A 22,386-nucleotide genomic window follows, 5' to 3' on the forward strand; every position below is an offset into this window, starting at 1 on the left:
CTTTGACATGATGTGATGCTTTTACCTGCATTTTCAAGCAATCCCGCAAATTTATTGTTGCTCATAGCAATGATCTGATTGCTAAAAGCTATTAATGCAAAATTCTAAATTTGCTATGCTCAAAACATCCCGCTTTAGGAACATGATGCATGACGAACGCCAATCCCGCCATCCATGTCGTACACCCGACAACTTCGACGCAGAGCACTGCTGAAAAAAACCGTTTGATGGGTAAGCCGCGTTTTCATTTTGAACCGCATGACGTTATGCAACGCTTAAAGCAACGGATCATTGGACAAGAAGCAGCATTAGACGAAATTGAAAAAATGCTGCATGTGGTCAAGGCTGATTTTTCCAGTCCTGAACGACCGCTCTCCGTAACCTTAATGCTTGGACCGACAGGTGTTGGTAAAACCGAAACTGTGCGTTTAATCAGTGAAGTGATTTATGGCCGACCTGATGCCTTTTGCCGTATTGATATGAACACGCTCGCACAGGAACATTATGCGGCTGCCATTACTGGTGCGCCTCCGGGCTATGTCGGTTCTAAAGAAGGCCATAGTTTATTTGATGAAGTTGCCATTGCAGGTAGTCATACCCGTCCGGGCATCGTGCTTTTTGATGAACTGGAAAAAGCGTCAACCGAAGTGCTTCGCGGCTTAATGAATGTGCTAGATAGCGGAAAATTAACCCTAACCTCAGGTACAAAAACCATCGACTTTCGTAATTGTATGATCTTTATGACCAGCAATGTCGGTGCACAAGCGGCACAGCAATATCTAGATAAGTTAAATTTTTTGCCCGAAAAAATACAAAAGGTTTGTCTCAAGCGCGTGCCGGTCAGCAGCATCATTGAAAAAGTTATGCAACGTAAATTCGACCCTGAATTTATTAATCGTATTGACCGTGTACTACAATATCAACCCGTTCAAGATGATGCTTTACCTCGTTTGGTCGAAATTGAGCTGGAAAAACTTAATCAACGCCTACAGCATCAAAAACGCAGCATCAAACTCACAGATGCAGCCAAAGCACATTTTTATCAGAATCATGATATTCGGTATGGCGCACGGCATTTAGCACGAAAAATACGGGTTGAACTTGAACCTATTTTGGCGGTGTATTTTTTGAATCATCCCGAACAAACTAAAATACACCTAGATGCACAACTTAGACAATTGGTTATTATTAAATAATTCACTGGTCTTTAAAAGGCATGCTCACATACCTTTATTCAGCATTCTTATATTTATTGGATTGGAACACCAATCGCTTTAGCAAAAGCTTGCGGATCTTTCGGTGAAACCATGACAAATTTGGTTTTGCCATCTCGAAGATATTCAATTTTTAAACGTTTAATGGAAAGCGCAGGTGCCGCAGACAAATCCTGACTTGCACTGATGCGTTGGATATCCTGCAAAGGAATCTGCCAACGTAGAAACATGCTACGGATGTTTAATTCTGTAGCGGAAATTTGATAACGTGTATTGAATATTGGCCACCACAGCAGTAATACCGTTAAAATATACACCGCGGTATGAAGAGGATATTGCTGCATCGTGCCTTTGGCTTGCATGGTGAGTAATAATTGAATGAGTAAACCGCTCATACAAACAATAAACGCCACCACCCACCAATCTTTTTTTGAACGAAAAACTTGCATCTTATCCCCCATCAACTGCTTTTATTCTATACAAGATTTTGCAGGATGCATCTGCTATTTCAGCTTTATTTTTGCAGGAAATAAGCATACTTATCACATTATTTTCAAGAATATGGAGATCCATTTCGCTCAAGTTTCGCTAGTCATCTATTGTTATTTTTGGCGTTATTTACGCTCGGATCACGCTTCTTTCGACATAGGTTGTTCCTGCAAACGTTTATAATTCTTTTTCTCTCGATACATTTTAGCATCGGCTTGTTGTACCAAGCTCATGGCATCTACATAGCCTTGCTGATGGTCTGTTTGGCACAGCCCAATACTTAAACTTAAGCCTGCTTCCATTTCAGCCACCGCTTCTAATAAACGCGGGATAAAACTCGCTTCCACATGCTTTTCACTACATCCCGGCAAGACCAAACAAAATTCGTCTCCGCCATAACGGAAGCAATGATCATCTAAACGTGCAACCGACTTTATGGCCGCAGCAACCGTTTGTAGTACCTGATCTCCACGTGGATGACCTTGTTCATCATTGATCTTTTTAAAATCATTGATATCAATAAACACTACTGTTACGGGTTCATGATTACGCTGTGCGGTATATAAAATACTGGTCAATAAGATCGATAAATGCCGGACATTTAAGAGTCCTGTTAATGGATCGCGCTGTGAAAGTTCTTCCATTTCTTGTGCACGAAACTCTAGCGCATGCGCATACTGTTCCATTTTTTCACGGGAGATCTTCACCTCATTAATCAAACTCCACACATAGGTTTCCACCACCAATGTAGTGTCGAACATAAAGAGCTTTTCCAAGGTGTTAATAATCCGCTGATATTGTTCCGTATCATTAAAGGTACGCTGAATTAAGCGAAACAACATGGTCTTTAGGGTATGCACCGCAGAGAGATACAACTTCGGCTCTACACCTATCCGCTTATGAACCAAACCAATCCGTAAACGGTTATTCACATACGCGCTGTCATAGCGCCCGGAAAATAAATCCAATAAATATTGATGCTGCGCGCGTTGCAAACGCTTCAAGGTATCAAGATCACCAATCAAAGTGGCAATTTCTGGAATTGAGGTCTGATTTTCATAAAATTCATCGACCATACTGTCGAGGATCGGCGCCACAATTCCACCAATCGAAGCCAGTTCCGCCAGCTCTAAATCAGTCAAGCCAAGCAACTGTTTACGTCGTTCTATATCTTGCATCGAAATATGCATTTGATGCATCAATGTTTGGTTGGTTGCTTTCATGAATCGGATCCCCTTCCCGCCAAATCAACCCCATCAGGCGTTTACACAGGGTTTCTATGCAGTAGGTCTTCATGCCTGCAGCAAAGCTTCCACCGTTTTCACCCTTGGGCTTTGGCTATCATTGATGATGACGATTTTTCTTTCAGCTCAACGGTTTTGCATAGGCTTAGGCTCGAACGTCAACATCATATTCCTCGTATATTGGTTCACTTTTTCTGGCTTATTCTGGCTAATATTCTTTCTGCTTTTGGCTGATTTGCTCTGCATGATTATTTTATTCTGCTTGCACGATAACTGATATTTTGCTGACTGTCAGCATAAAAAAACGCCCCTAAGGGCGCATTTTTTCAATATTTATTCCACTTTTAAAATAAATATGGACGTACAAAAATCAGGAAGAAAAGCCCCAACATCAGGGACATCTTTAAAAAGTAATACAGTGAACGATTGTTTTTTCAAGGCTTTGGCTTTTATGCGAATTTGATAGACATAGCCAACCACTGTATTTAAGCCACCTGTTTTATCACCACTTTTATTCTGTGAACTCGCAGCAGTCATGACATTGGTCATCATCAGTACGAAATGCTTTGATACCGCCTTTTACATAAAGCCTATGCTTCATCACAAATCATTTCCCCGTTTTCATCTCAGACTTTTAAAGCTTTAAAATTAAGCGTGGTACTTAATAACTGATGTTATGTGTGTAAAAGTAATTTCGCATTTTTAAAATGAATTTTAAGTTTATTCGACAGGGTCTTACATTTAGGGTTTGAATAAAGGGATTAGCCTTCGACTGGAGGTACTCTTACGAAACGTTGTTTCTCATTTGGCAAAATGAGAAGCGTGCTTCGTAAGAAAACCTACTCGCGGATGGCGTTACCGTGTATCGTTTTTTATTTGCGTCAAATTGCACTTCTGATGTTACTGCGTAACATCAGTTAATAAGATGACATTTTTGAGAGTGCTTCGAATCTTACATCGTGCTCAGTGATGCTTAAATCAGCAGCATAGATCACTGTGTCTCATCAAAGATGGATAACCATGCCAAAAGTGAATTGACCATTCTGCCGAAAAATACACTTGCTTTTTTCTTGAATTTTTCTTTCGCATCTCAATCTATAGCTTACATTTATAAAAAAATGTGAACTGAAACATAAGCTTCAACATATTTAATTAGAGCGATAGCGATTAAAGGCAGATCCAAAGGCTATTTCCAAAAGAAATTTTGATGACCCTAGCGTCACGGCTTGATACAACTTGTTATGTTCTTTTTAGATATAGTTATCGTAAGATTAGCGAGGCATAAAGTGTACGCAGGAACCGCGTACTCGCTTCACAACATCAACTTAGAAGTCCTCCAAAATAAAGGAGATCAGGCATGATCCACGCTGGCAATGCCATTACCGTCCAAATGCTTTCGGACGGAATTGCAGAATTCCGCTTTGACTTACAAGGTGAGTCGGTCAACAAATTTAACCGCGCAACAATTGAAGATTTTAAAGCTGCAATTGACGCTGTTAAAGCAAACGGTGACATCAAAGGTTTAATCGTTACTTCAGGTAAATCTACATTTATCGTGGGTGCAGATATCACTGAATTCGGTGACAACTTCGCTCAAGGCGAACAAGCGATTGTGGATTGGGCATTGCCTGTTCACGACATCTTCAATGCGTTTGAAGATCTAAACGTTCCTAAAGTTGCTGCAATCAATGGTATGGCATTGGGCGGCGGTTTTGAAATGTGCTTAGTGTGTGACTATCGTGTGATGTCAGATGCTGCACAAGTTGGCCTTCCAGAAATCAAACTGGGTATCTACCCTGGTTTTGGTGGTACGGTTCGTTTAAGCCGCGTGATTGGTATCGACAATGCGGTTGAATGGATGGCAATGGCTGCACCGAAAAAGCCAGCTGCTGCGCTCAAAGACGGTGCTGTTGATGCAGTTGTTGCTGCAGACAAACTACAAGACGCTGCAATTGACCTTGTAAAACAAGCGATTGCTGGCCGTGTAGACTGGAAAGCAAAACGTCAAGAAAAATTAGATCCTGTTAAATTGAACATGCTTGAACAAATGATGGCATTCAATACAGCGAAAGGTGCAGTTCTTGCAAAAGCAAATCCTGCTCAATACCCAGCGCCAAAACTTCTTCTAGACTCATTACAAGCAGGTGCAAGCCTTCCACGTGATGAAGCATTGAAAATCGAAGCGCAAGGTTTTGCTAAAGCGGCTGTGACTCCACAAGCAGGTGCGTTAATTGGTTTATTCCTTAACGACCAAATTGTGAAGAAAACTTCGAAGAAATATGAAAAAGGTGCACACCCTGTCAACCAAGCAGCTGTATTAGGCGCGGGTATCATGGGTGGTGGTATTGCTTACCAAGCGGCAAGCAAAGGCACACCGATCATCATGAAAGACATTGGTAATCCACAACTTGCTTTGGGTATGAAAGAAGCAAATGGCTTACTGACCAAACAAGTTGAACGTAAGAAGATGAAACCTGCTCAAATGGGTGAAACTCTTGCGCGCATCCGTCCAACTTTAAGCTATGACGAGTTTAAAGAAGTGGACATCGTGATTGAAGCGGTGACTGAAAATCCAAAAGTAAAAGGCATTGTACTTGCTGAAACTGAGAAAAATGTTCGTGACAATACGATCATTGCTTCAAATACTTCAACAATTTCAATCACACGTTTGGCTGAAAACCTACAACGTCCTGAAAACTTCGTAGGTATGCACTTCTTTAACCCTGTTCACATGATGCCATTGGTAGAAGTGATCCGCGGTGAGAAAACATCTGCTGAAGCAATCGCGACAACTGTGGTTCTTGCTCAGAAAATGGGTAAAACACCAATCGTGGTTAACGACTGCCCAGGCTTCTTGGTAAACCGCGTACTATTCCCTTACTTCGGTGCATTTGACCTTCTACTGAAAGACGGTGCTGACTTCCAGCAAGTCGACAAAGTCATGGAAAAATTCGGCTGGCCAATGGGTCCTGCTTACCTCATCGACGTTGTGGGTATCGACACAGGCGTACACGGTGCGGAAGTAATGGCAGAAGGTTTCCCTGACCGCATGAAGCCAGACTACAAAGGCGCAACTTTAACCATGTACGAAAACAAACGTCTTGGTCAAAAGAACGACGTTGGTTTCTACAAATACGAACTTGACCGTAAAGGTAAGAAAGCCAAAGTGGTTGATCCTGTGGCTTACGAACTTGTGGCTTCTGTTGCAACTGCGGAAAAACGTGAATTTGACGCTCAAGAAATCATTGACCGTATGATGCTGACTTTCTGTAACGAAACTGTTCGTTGCCTAGAAGACAACATCGTAGCGACTGCTGCTGAAGCAGATATGGCGATGATCATGGGTGTAGGTTTCCCTCCATTCCGTGGTGGTCCATGCCGTTACATCGACCAAACAGGTGTCGCTGAATACGTAGCGCTTTGCGACAAATATGCGTATTTAGGTAAGGCTTATGAAGCGCCACAAATGTTGCGTGACATGGCTGCTAACAACAAAAAATTCTACGGTTAAGGAGCAACGTGAATGGCTACTTTAAATCCACGTGACGTTGTCATCGTTGATGGCGTACGTTCAGCAATGGGTAAAACCAAAAATGGTATGTTCCGTAACGTACGTGCTGACAGCTTATCTGCTGAATTAGTACGCGCGCTTGTTGCTCGTAACCAGTTTGATACCAATGAAGTTGAAGACGTTATCTGGGGCTGTGTAAACCAAACCCTAGAGCAAGGTATGAACATTGGTCGTAACATTGCATTGTTAGCAGACCTACCACGTACTGTTGCAGGTCAAACAGTGAACCGTCTTTGTGGTTCTTCTATGCAAGCAATCCACACAGCGGCTGCGCAAATTGCAACCAACCAAGGTGATATCTTCATCATTGGTGGTGTAGAACACATGGGTCACGTTGGCATGATGCACGGCATCGACATCAACCCTGAAGCGTCTAAGCACTATGCAAAAGCGTCTAACATGATGGGCTTAACGGCTGAAATGTTAGGTCGTATGAACGGTATTTCTCGTGAAGAACAAGATGCGTTTGGTGTTGAATCACACCGCCGTGCTTGGGCTGCAACACAAGAAGGTCGTTTCAAAAATGAAATCGTGGGCGTTGAAGGTCACGATGCAAATGGCTTCAAAATTCTGTGCGATATTGATGAAGTGATTCGTCCTGATGCAAACCTTGAAGCATTCCAAGCTTTACGTCCAGTATTCGATCCGAAAGGCGGTACAGTAACTGCTGCAACATCTTCAGCGTTGTCTGATGGTGCGTCTGCAATGTTGCTGATGTCTGCTGAACGTGCTCAAGCTTTAGGTCTTAAGCCACGTGCTGTCATCCGCTCTATGGCAGTTGCAGGCTGTGATGCTGCGATCATGGGTTATGGTCCTGTACCAGCAACGCAAAAAGCACTTAAACGTGCTGGCTTATCGATTGCTGATATTCAAACTTTTGAATTGAACGAAGCGTTCGCAGCACAAGGTTTGTCTGTTCTTAAAGGCTTAGGCATTTATGATCAACAAGACCGTGTGAACTTGAACGGTGGTGCAATTGCATTGGGTCACCCATTGGGTTGTTCTGGTGCGCGTATCACAACAACATTGTTGAACGTAATGGAACAGCAAGATACGCAAATCGGTCTTGCGACTATGTGTATCGGTTTGGGTCAAGGTATCGCGACCATTATCGAACGTGTTTAATATTTAGTTAAATACTGAGATAAAAGAAACCCCGTTTAGTGCGGGGTTTTTTATTTGTTAACTAAACTCGCATGAATAATACTAGAAGCCCCTTCTCCCTCTGGGGTGAGCAGCATGCACCACAAGAGGATGAGGGGAAATTTTTCATATAAATCCTATCCCTGAGCGGTATTCTGCGCAAGTCTCCTTAAAAGGAGAGGGAAATTTCATAGTGCAATAAATTTTGTTCAAAAATCTTCAACAAAAAACCGTGCTAAACAAACCGTAAAAACGCCTCAGCATATTTTTAAAGTTAATACGTTAATTCTCGATTTTCAGCGATTTTTGAATTATGGTAAGGCCTGAACCAAAACTTAAATATGCATAATAATGATAAATAAACGACTTCACTACCTCTTAAAGATGAGCTGCCTAAGCACTTTTATTTTTCTTACAGCTTGCGTTACAAATAATCAAATCGGTGAACTCTCCCGTGATCTGTTTCAAAAATACGAAACAAAATATGCATGGAGAACAATCCTTGAAGATGATGTGATCGCATTTGGCAAACCCGCTAAAGCAATACCCAATGAACCAATCGATAGCATCGTAGTCGCAGGCAATAAATACAGCTATGTGATTAATAAAGGCGGTGCTGATTTTATTCAACTGATTAGCCAACTCAATCCACAATATATTCGTCTCCATCGAGAACTTGACTTTAATTCTCCGAGCCCGAACAGCACTAAATTTAGCGGAAGCTTTAAATTTTATTATGCGCCTCCCAATGGAACACTAAGTCCTACGGAAAGGGCATTATTCAACCAATATGGCGTAGCACCATGTGATTGTTCAAAGGCAGAACAGCAAGATCATCTCTTTAACTTAGAAATTGCAGGTACGGTTTACCCAAAAGTTGCGAATGCCGCAGATTTAAAGCCCTTAAGCCATCCCTATAAGATCCGTATCCAGCATTACGAAGACCAAAGTGGCTATGTCAAAAAGTCAGGGCAGGAAAAATTGGCAGAATTACCACTATTGCCTTTAACACTCACAATCGACATCATTCAATTGCCTTTAAAAGCTTTAGGCTTTATTTATCAGCCTTAAATCAGAGTATGATCATATTCAATTGGTTGAATTTTCTAAGTACACATACACCCTGACTAGCTCAAAAATGGTTCCCTTTTTCCAATTTAAGTAAAGTAAGTGTTGAGTTGATCACCAATCCTTCAACTCAACATCCTACAATTCTTGGCTTAAATTTTCTGCGCCAACAAAGTCGCAAAATGCTGTTGAATCCGCTGCCCTTCAGCATCCACCCGATGCAGCTCACCGACATTTTCATTGTATTTCACAATATTCCAGCCTTCATACAACGCACTTAACTCTCCTGCTTTAAAGCTAAATGGAAAGTCAGGCTGCGCAGGTAAATCAGGTGTATCCATAGCGCAAACTATCAGGTTATAGCCATTTACACTTGTCGCTTGCTGCATCTGCTGAATCAGTGGCTTCACTGTCTTGGCCTCTAAAAACATCATCACCACGGTACAGCAAATAAAATCATATTTCCCCGTAATGCTTTGGTCTGCATTTAAATCACGCTGCTGTACATGAATATTTTCAATACCTTCCGCAGCGATCACCTCTTGCAGCTTGTGCAAACTGTGTGGATTGACATCCCATGCATCCACCTCAAAGCGCTGCTCAGACAGCTGACTTAAGTACAGCGAATTACGCCCCTGCCCACAGCCGACATCCAAAGCACGACCACCTTGCAAATATGGTGTTGCTGCCAAAATTTCTGAATGTGTTGGACTGAGCTGATACTTCTTATAAAAATAGTCCTGTGCTAAGCAATAAAAACTCAACTGACATTGCACATCGTCACTCGCAGACACAATCTTGTGCCACGCCTGCGGTTCGATAAACGGCGGTGGCTGATCTGGGCTAAATACATGCGTGGAAAGGATATTTCCAGACGCATCTAACATGGCAAAGTTCACTTCACCTTGCAGTACGGTGAGTTTTGCCCAAGTGCCTGCTTTGGTATTGTGCTGTTGTTTAAAACCTTGTGGAATCGACTGCTGCGTCCACACAGGGAGCTGTTTATAACAAATAAGCTGCTGCATCTGATGTTATCCCTCATGCGACTTTATTTTTATGCCATACCAATGGCGGAAATGTATATTCACCATAACGGCTTTAATAGTGATTTTAAATCAGCTTTAAATTGAAAATTTCGAATGCTGTGCAATGCACGCTGTTTTTGTTTGTTTTTCTGCGTAACACCATGTTATCCGTTTGCAACATTAGTGGAATATTCACACAATCAAATCCCTCACTCTGTGCCGTGTAACCTAAGCGCTGTTGATAAGGCATAAAATTTACAATGCCTTATTTTAACTAAGTTTTATAGAGTGATGACTATGAACGCGATCAAAACTACTTTAGCTGTTGCTTTAGTTGCTGCTACAACTTCTGCTATGGCAACTACTGCTGTAGAACAAAAACCTGCGACTGCTGTTGAAGCTGTAAAAGCTCAAGCTGCACAAGCGAAAACTGCAACTGTAGCTGCTGCTCAAGCAACTAAAGATGCTGCTAAAACTCAAGTGGCTGTTGCAGAAAAAGCGACTCAAACTAAAACTTTAACAGTGAAAGAAACCACTAAAGCAAAAACTGCTGACATGAAAAAAGCAGTTGTAGAAAAAGCAGCAGCAACTAAAGAAACTGCAGTTGCAGCAAAAGATGCAACTGTAGCAAAAACTGTAGCGGCTAAAGACGCTGTTGTTGCGAACACTGTTGCAGCAAAAGACGCGACTGTAGCAAAAACTGTAGCAACTAAAGATGCTGTCGTTGCAAAAACTGTTGAAGCAAAAGATGCAGCTGTAGAAAAAGCAACTGATGCAAAAGAAGCTGTTGAAACTAAAACTGAAGAAGTAAAAGCTGAAGCGAAAAAAGACTGCGCTAAAAAATGTGCAGAGAAAAAAGCTGAAGCAGCTAAAGCTGAGAAAAAAGGTTTCTTTTCTTGGTTCAAAAAAGCAGCTTAATCGTTGATTAAATGCAAAAAAAAGATGCCTTCACGGCATCTTTTTTTTGCCCATTTAGACTGCAATACTGCTTTCTGACAACGGAATAATCTTTTGATAAACAAACTGATTTTTCCCTTGTGATTTCGCCTGATATAGGCAGGCATCGACATGCTGTAGAGTCGTGGAGTAATTAGACAAACTCAACTGTTGAAACTCGGCCAAGCCCATACTAAAGCTGACATCTAGCCTTAATTGATCTTTTCGAAACGGTACATGTTCGCAGCGTTCCAAAATTGTTTCACACAACATTTTACCCTGCTCCAAATCGGCACCTTCGAGCAAAATTAAAAATTCTTCACCGCCCCAGCGACTGATAAAACTCGCGCGTGGACTACAATTTTTTAAGATTTTTGCTAAATGCACCAAAACACTGTCCCCCATTTGGTGTCCATATTGGTCATTAATTTTTTTAAAATTATCGACATCGAGCAAAATGACACAGCCTTTATCAACCGCACCCTCTATAAATATTTGTTCTTTAAAAGCATGGCGATTTTTCAGCCCCGTAAACTCATCGCAAAAACTTACACGTTGCAAAGCCAAATACAGGCGTTTATTTCGTGCATATAGCTCACAAATAAATAGAAAAATGATCAGATAAATACCCAATGCCAAACGATAAGAACTGATCCGCGAGAGCATATGTACTTGTGCATCCGACCAATATTCCCCAGCCAATGGCATGGCACCATACCAGCCACAGATCAGCGTCATTAAGCCAATCAGCCAGCAAAAGGTTTTGAGGTCGTATTTGATCGCGTAATAACACATCAATAAAGGCAAGACCATGCAGGCATAGAAGATCTGATCATTTGAGATCACATATTGCACGGCCAATGCCACGATCAGATAGCCATAATCTATCCACGGTACATTCATCCAGCGCTGAACACCAAATAATAAACACACCACAGCCAAACTTGTTGCAAATTGCTCTAGAAAATAATCAACAAAGGCAAAGTATTGGTTGTCCATCTGAAAGCATGCCACGAACAACAGACTGCCTGCAAAAGCACTCACGATACTCGGAACAGTTAGCATCAAGGTTCGTTTAAAGCGGCGCTTTTTTAAATGGCTCAGTGCCAAATAGGCTTTAATAAATACCCAAATTTGAAATGCCGAAATCGCACACAGGAGAAATTTATCTTCTAAAGTTTTGGCGGGATCGACCATCAGCGAGGCCACAAAGATCGCACTAAAAGCATAGAGCACGATCAGTAAATCGTGACTTAAATGCTTTCGCATTAAAACCATGCCATAGGCAGCGAATGCATTTACCACCCAAACAGGGCTAATGAATAATTCATAGGTATAGCCTATCGACACCAATGAAACCGCACATATGGCAAGCCATAGCAGTATTAATTTTTTCATACGCTAAAAAAATCGTCTCTAAAAATGGCGATAAACCTTTCATTCAAAGCCAATCGGTCTAAGGTTAGAATTTTTGCAAGTTCAATACAGCTCAGCTTCTTATGAGTTATGGGCTGCTGGCTAAAAATTTATGTTTAAATTTTCGGCGTATTTTAAGTGATTTAAGTCACACTATTGGTTGATAGTTGTATTAAATTTGCAAATCCAATGCCTCAGGACAATTTTAGGGCTCACGTTTTCTGCGCCATTCATACTAGCTCAGACCACGCTCCCCCCAATTAAGTTCGCTAGCAACAAAAAAAGCCATCCGCTAAAGGATGGCTTTGAATTGCATAACATATCTCGAAGCTGTGCTGAATAATTTGAATGAAAAGGACTTATTTTAATATTTGTAATTGTTCCATCAACCAAGCCATGTATTTGTCTTGATCCATAAAGTCAGGCGCCGTCCCTGTATCCAAACTATAAAATTGTTGATTAAATTCAATCACAATCTGTTCAGTCAGATGCCAATCTTCAATCATGCGAAAATACTGACTGAAGAAAAAACGGTTCTTGCCCCAATTGTTTAAACTTTCCAAACGTGGATATTGGCGGTTCGCGATAAAGTCGATATAGACCTGCTGAATATCATCAAAAATCTGAATAGCTCGCATGAGCATGGACCTCTATATGATGTAAAACCTTGCTATAAGCCACTTTATCGCGCAATTTTGAAAGAGAGATGACAGTCAGTTAAAGCTTTTGTTTCAACTCTGAACGGTTCTTTTGGCGGATCTCATCCATTTGCGCATTGAGCGCTAACATCTCTGTATAAAGCTGATTAAACTGCTTTAAAGGCGCATCTTCATAGAACATAAATAATTTATTTTTCTTTTCCCATTTATTGGCTTTCAGCACAGCAAAGAGCTCATCAGCCTTCGCCAAGCTTTGCTTTTCTAACTCAAATAAAGCATGCGACTCATCACTATCACGACTGTCTCTTAAACTCTGGGCAATTTGCTGACGAAACACCTGTTTGACCGTCAACTGTTTGGCCTGAGCTAAACCATTTTCCTCTTGCTGTGTGGTTTTTTGCTCATAAGCATCGACCACTGCATGCACCTGTTGCAGCATTTGCTCAGTCTCTTGATATTGGTTTTTTTTATCTTGCAACAAGCGATCGATGTCGAGAAATTTATCCCAATTCAGTGCTTTAAGATCACGAATATATTGATTTCGCGCTTCTGCACGCTGCAGCATTTGGCTCAAAATAAAATCCGACATGATTTTATAATCACCCGTTAGCCGTGCATCTGTCACATTAAGTTGTATCGGTTCTTCCCAGTGCTGAGCTTGCTGAAAAATTTGCTCGGTTTTTTCGCGCAAAACCGTTTCATAGGTCGAGAGTTGCACAGCTTCTTTTTGCTGTACTGAATATTGATAAAACATCCATCCAAAGACCAATACCGTAGCACTGGCCAAGACAACAAAGATACGCGGCATAATGAGCTCCGAACCCTCTTTTATTCAGTTTAACGAAAAGTTTGAAGATTGACGATAAAATAGCCATGTTTTTTAGCGATGCTATTTAACTTCATCAATGTAGAAAGACCTAAATTACGCATGCCATCAAAACGAAAATTCATGGATAAAGCATGAATTTTCGCATTCAATTTGCTGTAGAGGTGTATTCGATTATGGGGTCTTGATCGGATTGGTATTTAACTGACGGTCGATGTTTCCGAGATTGATTTGCTCACGACTGATTTGCACATTGGTCGCATTACGGTCAATCCCAAAGGGTTGCAACATAATATATAAACCATTGCGTGGGTCAGAAGACTGCAAACCTGCGGCAATATTTAAAACATGCTGTTGCATCAAAGGCGATAAATTCGACATATCTGGCACTGCTGTGGCAGGTAAGATATCAATATTTGACACGATTGTTGCATCGACACCTTTGTTTTGAGTATCACGCTCAAGTTGCATCACCCGTTGCTGTAAGGCTTTACGGCGATCCACCTGCTCTTGATACTCAACAATGCCCGTCTCTGCACGCATTTCACGCTCTGCCATAATGGTTAAAGCAGGCATCTGAATAGCTTGTTGTTCGGTTTCATCAGCTTTTGTAGTGGCTTTTTCCGCAGCCAATGTACTCATAGCCGTCATTGCTGCACTAACAAAAACCAAAACGGAAACAGATTTAGGGAGATTTATCATGTTCATTCCGAGAGATTTAAAAATTGAAAATTGAAAAAATTTACACTGCTATTATTGTACAACAATTAATCAATTTACCAGATTTAACCCCGACAAACGGCAGGAGAGCACAGCTTATTTAAACCTCACTTTGCTCATTCTGGACTTGAGATATCATCCTTTACCTATCTGCATTGCCGCTGCTTTTTCTCTTTTATACTGTTCCAATTCTTAATAGTACAGGAAATGACAAAGCAAACTCTTGCTGCGGATGTCGGCTAAAGAAATCCTGCAAAGCTGCACACGGCTGAAGTGTCGGATGCCGCTGTTGATAGTGTTTAAGCCCAGACCACGTTTGCAAATAGTCCAAAATTTGCTGTGCACTCCACCTGTAATTTAAAAACAGCTGAGGGACTGCTAACTCCTGAAATGGAAACGGAATACTACGATATTCTTCGTCGATGTAACGACGTTCAGCATCCCAATAGCCTTTTAACGTGACAAAATACAGATCCTGTAAAAGCTGGTTCAATTCCGCGTGTTCAAATTGAATCAGACCATAACCCACAATGGCGATATGACCTTGGGGTTTCAATACGCGTCGTACTTCTGCATAAAATGCAGCAAAATCGAACCAATGAATCGCTTGCGCGACTGTGATTAAATCCGCTGAATGGTCGGTAAGCGGACAATGTTCGGCGCTAGCTTGCTCATAACGCACATTATCTAAATTGGGTGCTTGTGCCAATTGCTCAGCACTCAGATCTGCCGCTAAAACCTGTTGAAAATAGGGTGCCAAACCTTTGGTAAATTGACCTGAACCTGCACCGCAGTCCCATGCCAGTTCACGCACGGCAACATGCTGCAAGATGCTATCAACGACTTCAGCAGAGTAACTTGGACGTGCTTGTTGATACAGCGCACTCCCTGTAGAGAAAAGATCTTTCATTGCGGGGATTCATTGGTTGTTTTTTTATCACTTTAATCGAATTTTTAGGGTCGGAAACTAGCACTTAAGTCATAGCTTCAGCGATAAAATTTGAGCTTCAAATATTTACTCAATCACATGCTGTATATAAAAACTGGTCTGCGCAATCGGGCTTAATTGATCATTCATTTGATAATATTTCACATCATAATGACCAGTTTTCCATCCAGTCATAGGATAGAAACTCACCCAGTTTTGTTGCTGTTGCTCACTGACTTTGCGTGGCGTAAAGAGCAGCACTTCACCGCTATCACGATGCATCCAACGCACCATGACTTGCGTATTGTTTGGAACTTTACCCAAGGTATCAAAATGTGCATATAGCGGCTGTGTGACATAGATTTCACGAGGTAAAACCTGATCTACATCTAACTGTGATTGTTCTGTCACATAGGCCTGCCCTGCCAATCGCTGCTGCGGATCATTTTTAGCTTGCAGAAACTCGTCTAACATCTGCTGCGCAAACTGTTGCTTATTTTGAATCCCTGCAAAACTGTAATTGGGAAATGCCTGCTGTAAATATCGCCCCAATTGTTGATCTGAAGTCTGCTGAATAATGCTCTTTAGCTGACGATGTTGGCTTTTGAGTTGTTGCTGTATATCTTTAGAATGAGGTTGATCCGAGGCATCTTGATCTAAAGCCAAGAGTGCCACAGGATTACTCGTCGCCAAAGTTACAAGCGAGTGCTCAGGTGGCGGCGACGTCAAGCTTGGTTGGTCATTCCACGATGCCGCAATATAGCCCAGTGCAAAACAGAGCAGTCCAATCGCCGCATATTGAAGTCGCTTCAACTGTCACTCCACGAATCTATGTTCATTTGATTAAAGCCTACAGCGGAGCACTTCTGTGCCGACAATATATTCACCAGAGCTCATCGTCGTACCCGTGTTAATCACCTGATTTAAGCTAAAGTTAGATCCAACTTTTAATTTAAGCAGACCATTATCACATGCTGCAGTTATTCTGCTGCCCGATTTCATATTGGATACACAGCCCGTTTTGGTCACGGCAAAAATTGTTTGCCCTGCGGAAATACTGGTGCTGCATGATGCTGTGATTATTTTATCGAGCGATGATTCACAAGAAGAACAATTGCCATTATCACAAAGCGCTGCTGCATTTTCACTTTTACATTCATAGGTCACACCATTTTGAATAATGGTTTTAGAATAGGAAGAATCGACATTACTGCCGCCCCCGCCACCACATGCGCTCAGCAAGACACTCATACCGATCAAAACAGGAAATAATATTTTCTTCACAACCTTAACCCTTATTTTTTAATAATTTTCTTATAGCCATTGGGCTCATCATCTGGCATGGATTGTAGCAGTTAAACTGTGCGAAATATCAACACCTGAAAAACAGCAGACGAAAAAAAACCTCAAACAATGGTTTGAGGTTTTTTCGAATATGGTGGCGAGACCCAGGATCGAACTGGGGACACACGGATTTTCAATCCGTTGCTCTACCTACTGAGCTATCACGCCGATGCGGTGTATTAAGCCGCATCTCAGTTAATTAGTCAATCATATTTATAAAAATATTTTTCGTATGCATATTTTTTAGGCAAAAAAAATCCCTGATGGGATCAGGGATTGATAAACTGAAAAATCAGTTTTGAATATGGTGGCGAGACCCAGGATCGAACTGGGGACACACGGATTTTCAATCCGTTGCTCTACCTACTGAGCTATCACGCCGATGGGGCGTATTAAACAATTTCAGTCTCATGGCGTCAAGCATCCGTTGCGCTTTTTTGTGCAAATGTTTATTTTTAAATCAATATTTCACACTATTTGCTTATTTTTTGAGTGATTTCAAATTTCCACAGCTGAAATTACAGTGACGAAACTGTATTTATCCAACAAAAAAGCAGCTCAATGGCTGCTTTATTATTGGAGGGCAGGTTATTCAGCCGCAGTAATTTTTCCAATGTGTGCCAAACAGCGGTGGATCGCGCCACAACCTGGTTCAAAAGTTTTCACCCCTTTTTCTTCTTCCATACGGGTGGTCTCACTGACCAAGCGCTCTGCAACACCACGCCCACGATTTGCAGGGTGTACCACAATATATTCAAGGGTTTTGCTTTCACCTTGGCCTGTACACCAAATCGCACCAATCAATTTTGTATTAAATTCTGCAGTATAAACTAAGGTATACTGAGCTAAGTTCTGCTCAAGTTGTTCAATCGCATCGGAACCGTCGCTAAACTCAGGGCTGGTGTCATACAGTCGCTCAAGCTGGCTACGCACTTCATCATTTTCTAAAGAAGTATAGGCATGTACGGTAATAGGCATTGATAAACCCTCCTGAGCAATCTAATATGCGGTGACTTTTCGTCACAGCGAAAATATTTTTACATCAATCATTTTGACGTATTTGAGGAACGTGTCTATGACAGATCGTATCAGTGAAGTGGTAAGAAACACCAACGAAACCAAAATTCGAGTTCGTGTGAATCTTGATGGTACTGGTCAAGGCACTTTAAACACTGGTGTTCCATTTTTAGATCATATGATTGATCAAATCAAGCGACATGGTCTGTTTGATATTGATATTCATTGTGATGGCGATCTTGAAATTGACGATCATCATACCGTAGAAGACTGTGGGATTACACTGGGCCAAGCCTTTGCTCAAGCACTGGGCAATAAAAAAGGCTTACGTCGCTACGGTCACTTCTATGCGCCGCTCGATGAATCACTGAGTCGTGTTGTGGTGGATTTATCTGGCCGTCCGGGTCTTTGGATGGATATTCCATTCACTCGCGCGCGCATCGGGACTTTTGATGTGGATCTTTTCTCTGAATTTTTCCAAGGTTTTGTGAACCATGCGTTAATGACGCTGCACATCGACAACCTAAAAGGTAAAAACAGCCACCACCAAATTGAAAGCGTATTTAAAGCCTTTGCCCGTGCATTACGTATGGCGTGTGAAGTTGACCCGCGTGCCGAAAATACTGTTGCGTCTACCAAAGGAACATTGTAATGACCCGTATTGCCCTTCTTGACTATGGCATGGGAAATCTTCACTCAGCAGCAAAAGCCCTCGAACACGTGGGTGCAACTGTTGATGTCACCAATGATCCTAAGCTGATTGCACAAGCAGATAAAATTGTGTTCCCCGGTGTGGGAGCAATGCGTGACTGTATGCAAGGCATGCATGATGCAGGCATTGATGATGTGGTCCGTAAAGCGGCATTTAATAAACCTGTGCTTGCGATCTGTGTCGGCATGCAAGCTTTAATGCAGCATTCCGAAGAAAATGGCGGTGCAGATGCATTGGGTATTTTTGAAGGTTCGGTTAAACGCTTTCCTGATGTAGAGGGATTAAAAGTGCCGCACATGGGCTGGAACCAAGTGCATCAGGCAGACCCTAGCCACCCGATGTGGAAAAACATTGAGCAAGATGCTCGTTTCTATTTCGTACATAGCTTCTATGTAGAGCCGCAAGATTCAAGCATTGTCGCTGCTACCTGTGACTATGGTTTGGAATTTTGTACCGCAATTCACAAGGAAAACTTGTTTGCGACACAATTTCACCCAGAAAAAAGTCATACAGCCGGTCTGCAATTGCTGAAAAACTTTGTGGAATGGGATATTTAAAATTCCTTCACCGCAAAAAAGCCCGCTCCTTGCGGGCCTTTTTGTACTGTTTATTTTTCATCCTTTTATTTTCTACATATTCATTTTAGAATTTGCCTACTTATAAAAATACCAAAGCCTAGGAATAATAATGAATACCTTCACATCTGACTCACCGACCCAAGCCAGTGGTCGCTTTAGCCGGCGCGCATATCTTGCATGGAATCTACTTCTCGGCATTATTTTTACGCTAATTGCTGTTGTAGTCGGCCTGCTCATACCCGGCGCGCAAAATGCGCTGACTGAGGGTGCTATGTCGACGCCACTCATGATTATTTTCTTTATCATGTATGCCATCGTCATTTATTACAGCGTCATTTTCTTAATCCGTCGTTTACATGACCGAGACCATTCTGGATGGCTTGCACTGCTGATCTTAGTTCCTGTAGTGAATATATTATTTGCGCTCTATGTGTTATTTGCACCGGGTAATAGCGGTAGTAATAGCTTTGGACAACCACGCCCGACCAAAGGCTGGGAAACCGTGCTGGCTGTTTTGTATATCGTGGTGTTTATAGTCGGGATACTTGCTGCGATCATGATTCCGTCTTACCAAAACTATGTGATCCGCTCTCAGCAAACCACGATTCAACAACAATAATGATAAATCATTAAATGCCGCCTAGATCGCTCTAAACAGCAATACATCTACTCAAACAAGCTCACACATGTGGGCTTTTTTTGTACTTTACCTTTATAATCAACGCGCTTTTTATGTTCAGGATCAAATCCTGTACTTTTTCACATTTTTATGTCGTTTTTAGCTCAATTTTTTTGCGGCTAAAAATGAATGATAACTATACTTTTTACGATAATTTAAGATCATTTAATATGAATAATTCACCCAATATAAACTCTGGTTGGAACCGTGACGGTCGTTTTAATCGCATGTCTTTTATCGGTTGGAATGTCTTCTATGGCCTCATGCTGAGCATATTGATGCTACTGATCGTCAGCATGATGCCCAATACCCTCAATGCCCTAATAGCTCATGCTGAAAATCCAATGACGCAAGTGATTGGATTGATCCTAAATATTTTAATGCTGATCCCTTTGATGATTTTTTCAGTGCGTCGTTTGCATGACTTTAATCTCTCAGGCTGGTTTGCACTCTTAGAGCTGATTCCGTTGCTCAATATCGTCATGTGCATTGCGCTGATGCTCATCCCCGGGTCTGCAAATGCCAATCAATATGGTGAGCCACGTGCATCCAAAACATGGGAGGTGGTTCTCGCCTTTCTCTTTATCGGTTTATTCTTACTGATCTTGGTAAATGTATTATTTACTGCGCGTTTTCTGTTTTAAGTTACTGTCTTTAAACCTCTTGGTCACTGTGTTTAAGTGCCCTCGTCACTGTCATAGCAACGCGCTATGACAGGCAGGTGAGTCAAAGGCTCATGCTCAACGCCGCATCTCGGTATTTGCATTTCCCTACTAAACGCTCTAGGCTGCAACAACAAGCCTTTGAATTAAATCACAATGACTGATGCTCTACCGACACCTATTTTGCCAACAAAAGAACAGATTAAAAATTTTCCATTGTTCCAAAATTTAGTGCCAGAGCAGATCCATGTCATTCACAATGCAGAACAATGCCAACACTGGGCCGATGAATTGCAGACGACTGCCTTATTCGGTTTCGACTCTGAATCTAAGCCGACTTTTCGTAAAGGTGAGGTCTCTACCGGTCCACATTTAATCCAACTTGCGACGGCGCAACAGGCGTGGTTGTTTCAAATGAACGAATGCACTTGGGATTTTTTAAGACCAATCTTGAGTAATCGTGATCAAATTAAAGTGGGTTTTGGCTTAAAAAATGATGCGCATTTATTTCGTAAAAAAGGCATCGAACTGAATAGTGTATTGGAACTCTCCAAGTGCTTTGCTTCTTTTGGCTTAAGCCAACCCGTCGGTTTAAAAAATGCCATGGCACTGCTTTTTCGTGTGAATTTTCCAAAATCTAAATCGGTCAGCACCTCCAATTGGGCCAAAAAGCGCATAAGTCCGGAGCAAATTCGTTATGCCGCTGCCGATGCTTATGCCCCTGTTTTGGTCTTTGAAGAATTATTACAACGTGGCTTATTACCTAAAACCATTCCCAATACCTCCCTCAAACTAAGAATTCGTCCGCACATGAAATTATAAACCCTTAATTATTTTAATGATTTAAATTATATTCAGCGATGTAACCGCTCTGTAACTGGATATTGCCCCAATCTATGGCATGACCAAGTGCAAAGATCGGCTGAAGAGTGCCAATGAATTTGCAGTTTATTTGCGCTAAAGATTTGAACAGTACCTTATTGCCTTAAAAATAGTCACTGCACAGTCTAAAAAAATAAAATCGCACCTTTTAAGTACATTTATATCTTTGATTTAACTCATTTTAATTACATTAATACACATTTATATTTTTATTCGACTAAGGTTTTGATCTCTCTAGATTTTCTAGCAGAATTACATGATTTATCTCATTCTTTCTATACTTTCATAATTTGTTTTCATCAGTCCCCTTTTGCTAAAACAAATCTGCCAAATACATAACACATCATAATTTAAAAACTTGGAGAACCTGACATGTTGAACTTATTTACAGGAAAAATCAGCGGTGTACTCAGCCTGACTTTACAAGGGATCAGTAAAGCGGTTGGACTGGTTTTAAATACTGTTTTGGATACTGTAGACAGCGTTTTAGAGACCGTGAATAGCTTAACAGCGCCCTTAACAGATGCACTGACTGAACTACCACTCATTGGCGGGACCATCGAAAAAGTACTCACGGTTGAAAATCAGTTGGTCGGCACCTTAGGTGACGGCTTACATGCTGTAGCTGATCAACTAGCGACAGGTGATCTTCTCGGCGGTGTACAGACCGCTCTCAATGGCGTAACTGGTGTGGTCGGTCAAACTGTGACTGAAGTTGCAGGTTTGGTTGATCATATAGGTGGTGTTGCTGCACCAATCACAGACGCACTTTCTGACCTGCCATTGCTTGGCGGGCTATTGAATGCAGTAGGCGAAACTACGGGTAATTTAACTGGCTTGTTGGCTGAAACGGGCGACTATGTAGCCAGTATTGATCCTACCGAATTATTAACATCCGTCCTGAACGATCCTTTAGCAAGTGTGGGTGGTGTCGTGCAAGATGTTTCAGGCACTTTAGATGCCTTACTGGATGACATTGCACCGATTACATCGATTGCCACTGAACTTCCTGTGGTCGGTGATCTCGTTCAAGTGGTCGGTGAAAGTACCACAGCTCTCAATCAAGGCTTGTACGATGTCGGCACCTTACTTCAATCCGTAAACAGCGATTTATTACAAACAACCGCTTATGTTTAATGACTAAAAACACTAGGGTGTGTTGACATTTACAGCCGATAAATTGAGCTAAAGAGGCAACCATATAAATATACAAGCTAAAGCAACAGCGCTTTGATAGTTACGTTTTAGCTTATCGTATCTTGTGGCAATTCCT

General features: G+C 41.6%; 22 protein-coding genes, 2 tRNA genes and 2 pseudogenes. 11 read left to right on the top strand and 15 right to left on the bottom strand.

What is annotated here, in order from left to right; genetic code table 11:
- Window positions 1–149 precede the first annotated feature (149 nt).
- Entirely contained in the window at window positions 150–1,196 is a 1,047-nt protein-coding gene (locus FTU06_RS14305; protein ID WP_180147257.1) for an AAA family ATPase, read from the top strand.
- Between the two features lie 53 nt (window positions 1,197–1,249).
- On the opposite strand, the gene FTU06_RS14310 is transcribed toward FTU06_RS14305, so the two are convergent.
- The 3 genes and pseudogenes from FTU06_RS14310 to FTU06_RS14320 form a co-directional block, all read right to left on the bottom strand.
- The gene (locus FTU06_RS14310) at window positions 1,250–1,663 is read right to left on the bottom strand and encodes a PH domain-containing protein (RefSeq protein ID WP_168379012.1); all 414 of its coding nucleotides are present in this window, start codon (window positions 1,661–1,663) and stop codon (window positions 1,250–1,252) included.
- A 180-nt stretch (window positions 1,664–1,843) separates the two neighbouring features.
- Window positions 1,844–2,926, bottom strand: coding sequence for a diguanylate cyclase domain-containing protein (locus tag FTU06_RS14315; protein ID WP_180147259.1), 1,083 nt, complete (start codon window positions 2,924–2,926; stop codon window positions 1,844–1,846).
- 365 nt (window positions 2,927–3,291) lie between these two features.
- A pseudogene (locus tag FTU06_RS14320) lies at window positions 3,292–3,490 on the bottom strand (lipid A hydroxylase LpxO); the annotation flags it as partial.
- An 814-nt stretch (window positions 3,491–4,304) separates the two neighbouring features.
- Between FTU06_RS14320 and fadB the strand changes: the two are divergent.
- The 3 genes from fadB to FTU06_RS14335 all read left to right on the top strand — a co-directional run bounded on the left by fadB (window position 4,305) and on the right by FTU06_RS14335 (window position 8,732).
- A complete protein-coding gene (gene fadB / locus FTU06_RS14325) occupies window positions 4,305–6,458 on the top strand; it encodes a fatty acid oxidation complex subunit alpha FadB (protein ID WP_180066930.1) in 2,154 nt (717 codons plus the stop codon).
- Window positions 6,459–6,470: 12 nt separating this feature from the next.
- Entirely contained in the window at window positions 6,471–7,643 is a 1,173-nt protein-coding gene (fadA, locus tag FTU06_RS14330; RefSeq protein ID WP_180010561.1) for an acetyl-CoA C-acyltransferase FadA, read from the top strand.
- Between the two features lie 369 nt (window positions 7,644–8,012).
- On the top strand, window positions 8,013–8,732 hold the full coding sequence (locus FTU06_RS14335; RefSeq protein ID WP_168379007.1) for a hypothetical protein: 720 nt from the start codon (window positions 8,013–8,015) through the stop codon (window positions 8,730–8,732).
- A 149-nt stretch (window positions 8,733–8,881) separates the two neighbouring features.
- Here FTU06_RS14335 and tehB read toward each other — a convergent pair whose 3' ends face one another.
- A complete protein-coding gene (gene tehB / locus FTU06_RS14340; protein WP_180062998.1) occupies window positions 8,882–9,754 on the bottom strand; it encodes an SAM-dependent methyltransferase TehB in 873 nt (290 codons plus the stop codon).
- Between the two features lie 297 nt (window positions 9,755–10,051).
- Here tehB and FTU06_RS14345 point away from each other — a divergent pair, with 297 nt between their 5' ends.
- Window positions 10,052–10,672, top strand: a complete 621-nt coding sequence (locus FTU06_RS14345) for a hypothetical protein (protein ID WP_180010565.1) — start codon at window positions 10,052–10,054, stop codon at window positions 10,670–10,672.
- A 54-nt stretch (window positions 10,673–10,726) separates the two neighbouring features.
- On the opposite strand, the gene FTU06_RS14350 is transcribed toward FTU06_RS14345, so the two are convergent.
- The 10 genes from FTU06_RS14350 to FTU06_RS14395 all read right to left on the bottom strand — a co-directional run bounded on the left by FTU06_RS14350 (window position 10,727) and on the right by FTU06_RS14395 (window position 17,561).
- Window positions 10,727–12,088 carry a GGDEF domain-containing protein gene (locus FTU06_RS14350; protein ID WP_180147262.1) on the bottom strand — a complete coding sequence of 454 codons (1,362 nt, stop codon included), beginning with the start codon at window positions 12,086–12,088 and terminating at the stop codon, window positions 10,727–10,729.
- Window positions 12,089–12,465: 377 nt separating this feature from the next.
- Entirely contained in the window at window positions 12,466–12,744 is a 279-nt protein-coding gene (locus FTU06_RS14355; RefSeq protein WP_078190480.1) for a hypothetical protein, read from the bottom strand.
- 79 nt (window positions 12,745–12,823) lie between these two features.
- Window positions 12,824–13,573, bottom strand: coding sequence for a hypothetical protein (locus FTU06_RS14360; protein WP_180147265.1), 750 nt, complete (start codon window positions 13,571–13,573; stop codon window positions 12,824–12,826).
- Window positions 13,574–13,765: 192 nt separating this feature from the next.
- Window positions 13,766–14,293, bottom strand: a complete 528-nt coding sequence (locus FTU06_RS14365; RefSeq protein WP_257234440.1) for a hypothetical protein — start codon at window positions 14,291–14,293, stop codon at window positions 13,766–13,768.
- Window positions 14,294–14,486: 193 nt separating this feature from the next.
- On the bottom strand, window positions 14,487–15,221 hold the full coding sequence (locus FTU06_RS14370; protein WP_180147268.1) for a class I SAM-dependent methyltransferase: 735 nt from the start codon (window positions 15,219–15,221) through the stop codon (window positions 14,487–14,489).
- Window positions 15,222–15,326: 105 nt separating this feature from the next.
- Window positions 15,327–16,052 (bottom strand): hypothetical protein, encoded by a 726-nt coding sequence (locus FTU06_RS14375; protein WP_180147271.1) that lies wholly within the window; start codon window positions 16,050–16,052, stop codon window positions 15,327–15,329.
- A gap of 30 nt (window positions 16,053–16,082) precedes the next feature.
- Entirely contained in the window at window positions 16,083–16,523 is a 441-nt protein-coding gene (locus FTU06_RS14380; protein WP_257245672.1) for a hypothetical protein, read from the bottom strand.
- A 152-nt stretch (window positions 16,524–16,675) separates the two neighbouring features.
- Window positions 16,676–16,751 (bottom strand) — tRNA-Phe (locus tag FTU06_RS14385).
- Window positions 16,752–16,888: 137 nt separating this feature from the next.
- Window positions 16,889–16,964 (bottom strand) — tRNA-Phe (locus FTU06_RS14390).
- A 207-nt stretch (window positions 16,965–17,171) separates the two neighbouring features.
- On the bottom strand, window positions 17,172–17,561 hold the full coding sequence (locus FTU06_RS14395) for a GNAT family N-acetyltransferase (RefSeq protein ID WP_180002798.1): 390 nt from the start codon (window positions 17,559–17,561) through the stop codon (window positions 17,172–17,174).
- A 97-nt stretch (window positions 17,562–17,658) separates the two neighbouring features.
- Here FTU06_RS14395 and hisB point away from each other — a divergent pair, with 97 nt between their 5' ends.
- The 6 genes from hisB to FTU06_RS14425 all read left to right on the top strand — a co-directional run bounded on the left by hisB (window position 17,659) and on the right by FTU06_RS14425 (window position 22,250).
- Window positions 17,659–18,252, top strand: coding sequence for an imidazoleglycerol-phosphate dehydratase HisB (gene hisB, locus FTU06_RS14400; protein WP_078190487.1), 594 nt, complete (start codon window positions 17,659–17,661; stop codon window positions 18,250–18,252).
- The gene (hisH, locus tag FTU06_RS14405) at window positions 18,252–18,869 is read left to right on the top strand and encodes an imidazole glycerol phosphate synthase subunit HisH (RefSeq protein ID WP_180002797.1); all 618 of its coding nucleotides are present in this window, start codon (window positions 18,252–18,254) and stop codon (window positions 18,867–18,869) included. The genes hisB and hisH overlap by 1 nt, the downstream gene beginning before the upstream one ends.
- Before the next feature lie 130 nt (window positions 18,870–18,999).
- A complete protein-coding gene (locus FTU06_RS14410) occupies window positions 19,000–19,509 on the top strand; it encodes a DUF805 domain-containing protein (protein WP_180009276.1) in 510 nt (169 codons plus the stop codon).
- Window positions 19,510–19,739: 230 nt separating this feature from the next.
- The gene (locus FTU06_RS14415; RefSeq protein ID WP_180109644.1) at window positions 19,740–20,213 is read left to right on the top strand and encodes a DUF805 domain-containing protein; all 474 of its coding nucleotides are present in this window, start codon (window positions 19,740–19,742) and stop codon (window positions 20,211–20,213) included.
- Window positions 20,214–20,387: 174 nt separating this feature from the next.
- The gene (locus FTU06_RS14420; protein ID WP_180063001.1) at window positions 20,388–21,053 is read left to right on the top strand and encodes a 3'-5' exonuclease; all 666 of its coding nucleotides are present in this window, start codon (window positions 20,388–20,390) and stop codon (window positions 21,051–21,053) included.
- A gap of 432 nt (window positions 21,054–21,485) precedes the next feature.
- Window positions 21,486–22,250, top strand: a complete 765-nt coding sequence (locus FTU06_RS14425) for a hypothetical protein (protein WP_180147274.1) — start codon at window positions 21,486–21,488, stop codon at window positions 22,248–22,250.
- 48 nt (window positions 22,251–22,298) lie between these two features.
- On the opposite strand, the pseudogene FTU06_RS14430 reads toward FTU06_RS14425, so the two are convergent.
- Window positions 22,299–22,386, bottom strand: a pseudogene (locus tag FTU06_RS14430) (IS5/IS1182 family transposase); the annotation flags it as partial.

Origin of the sequence: Acinetobacter sp. YH12052, from assembly GCF_013419835.1 — a bacterium.
Classification (GTDB): Bacteria; Pseudomonadota; Gammaproteobacteria; order Pseudomonadales; family Moraxellaceae; genus Acinetobacter; species Acinetobacter amyesii.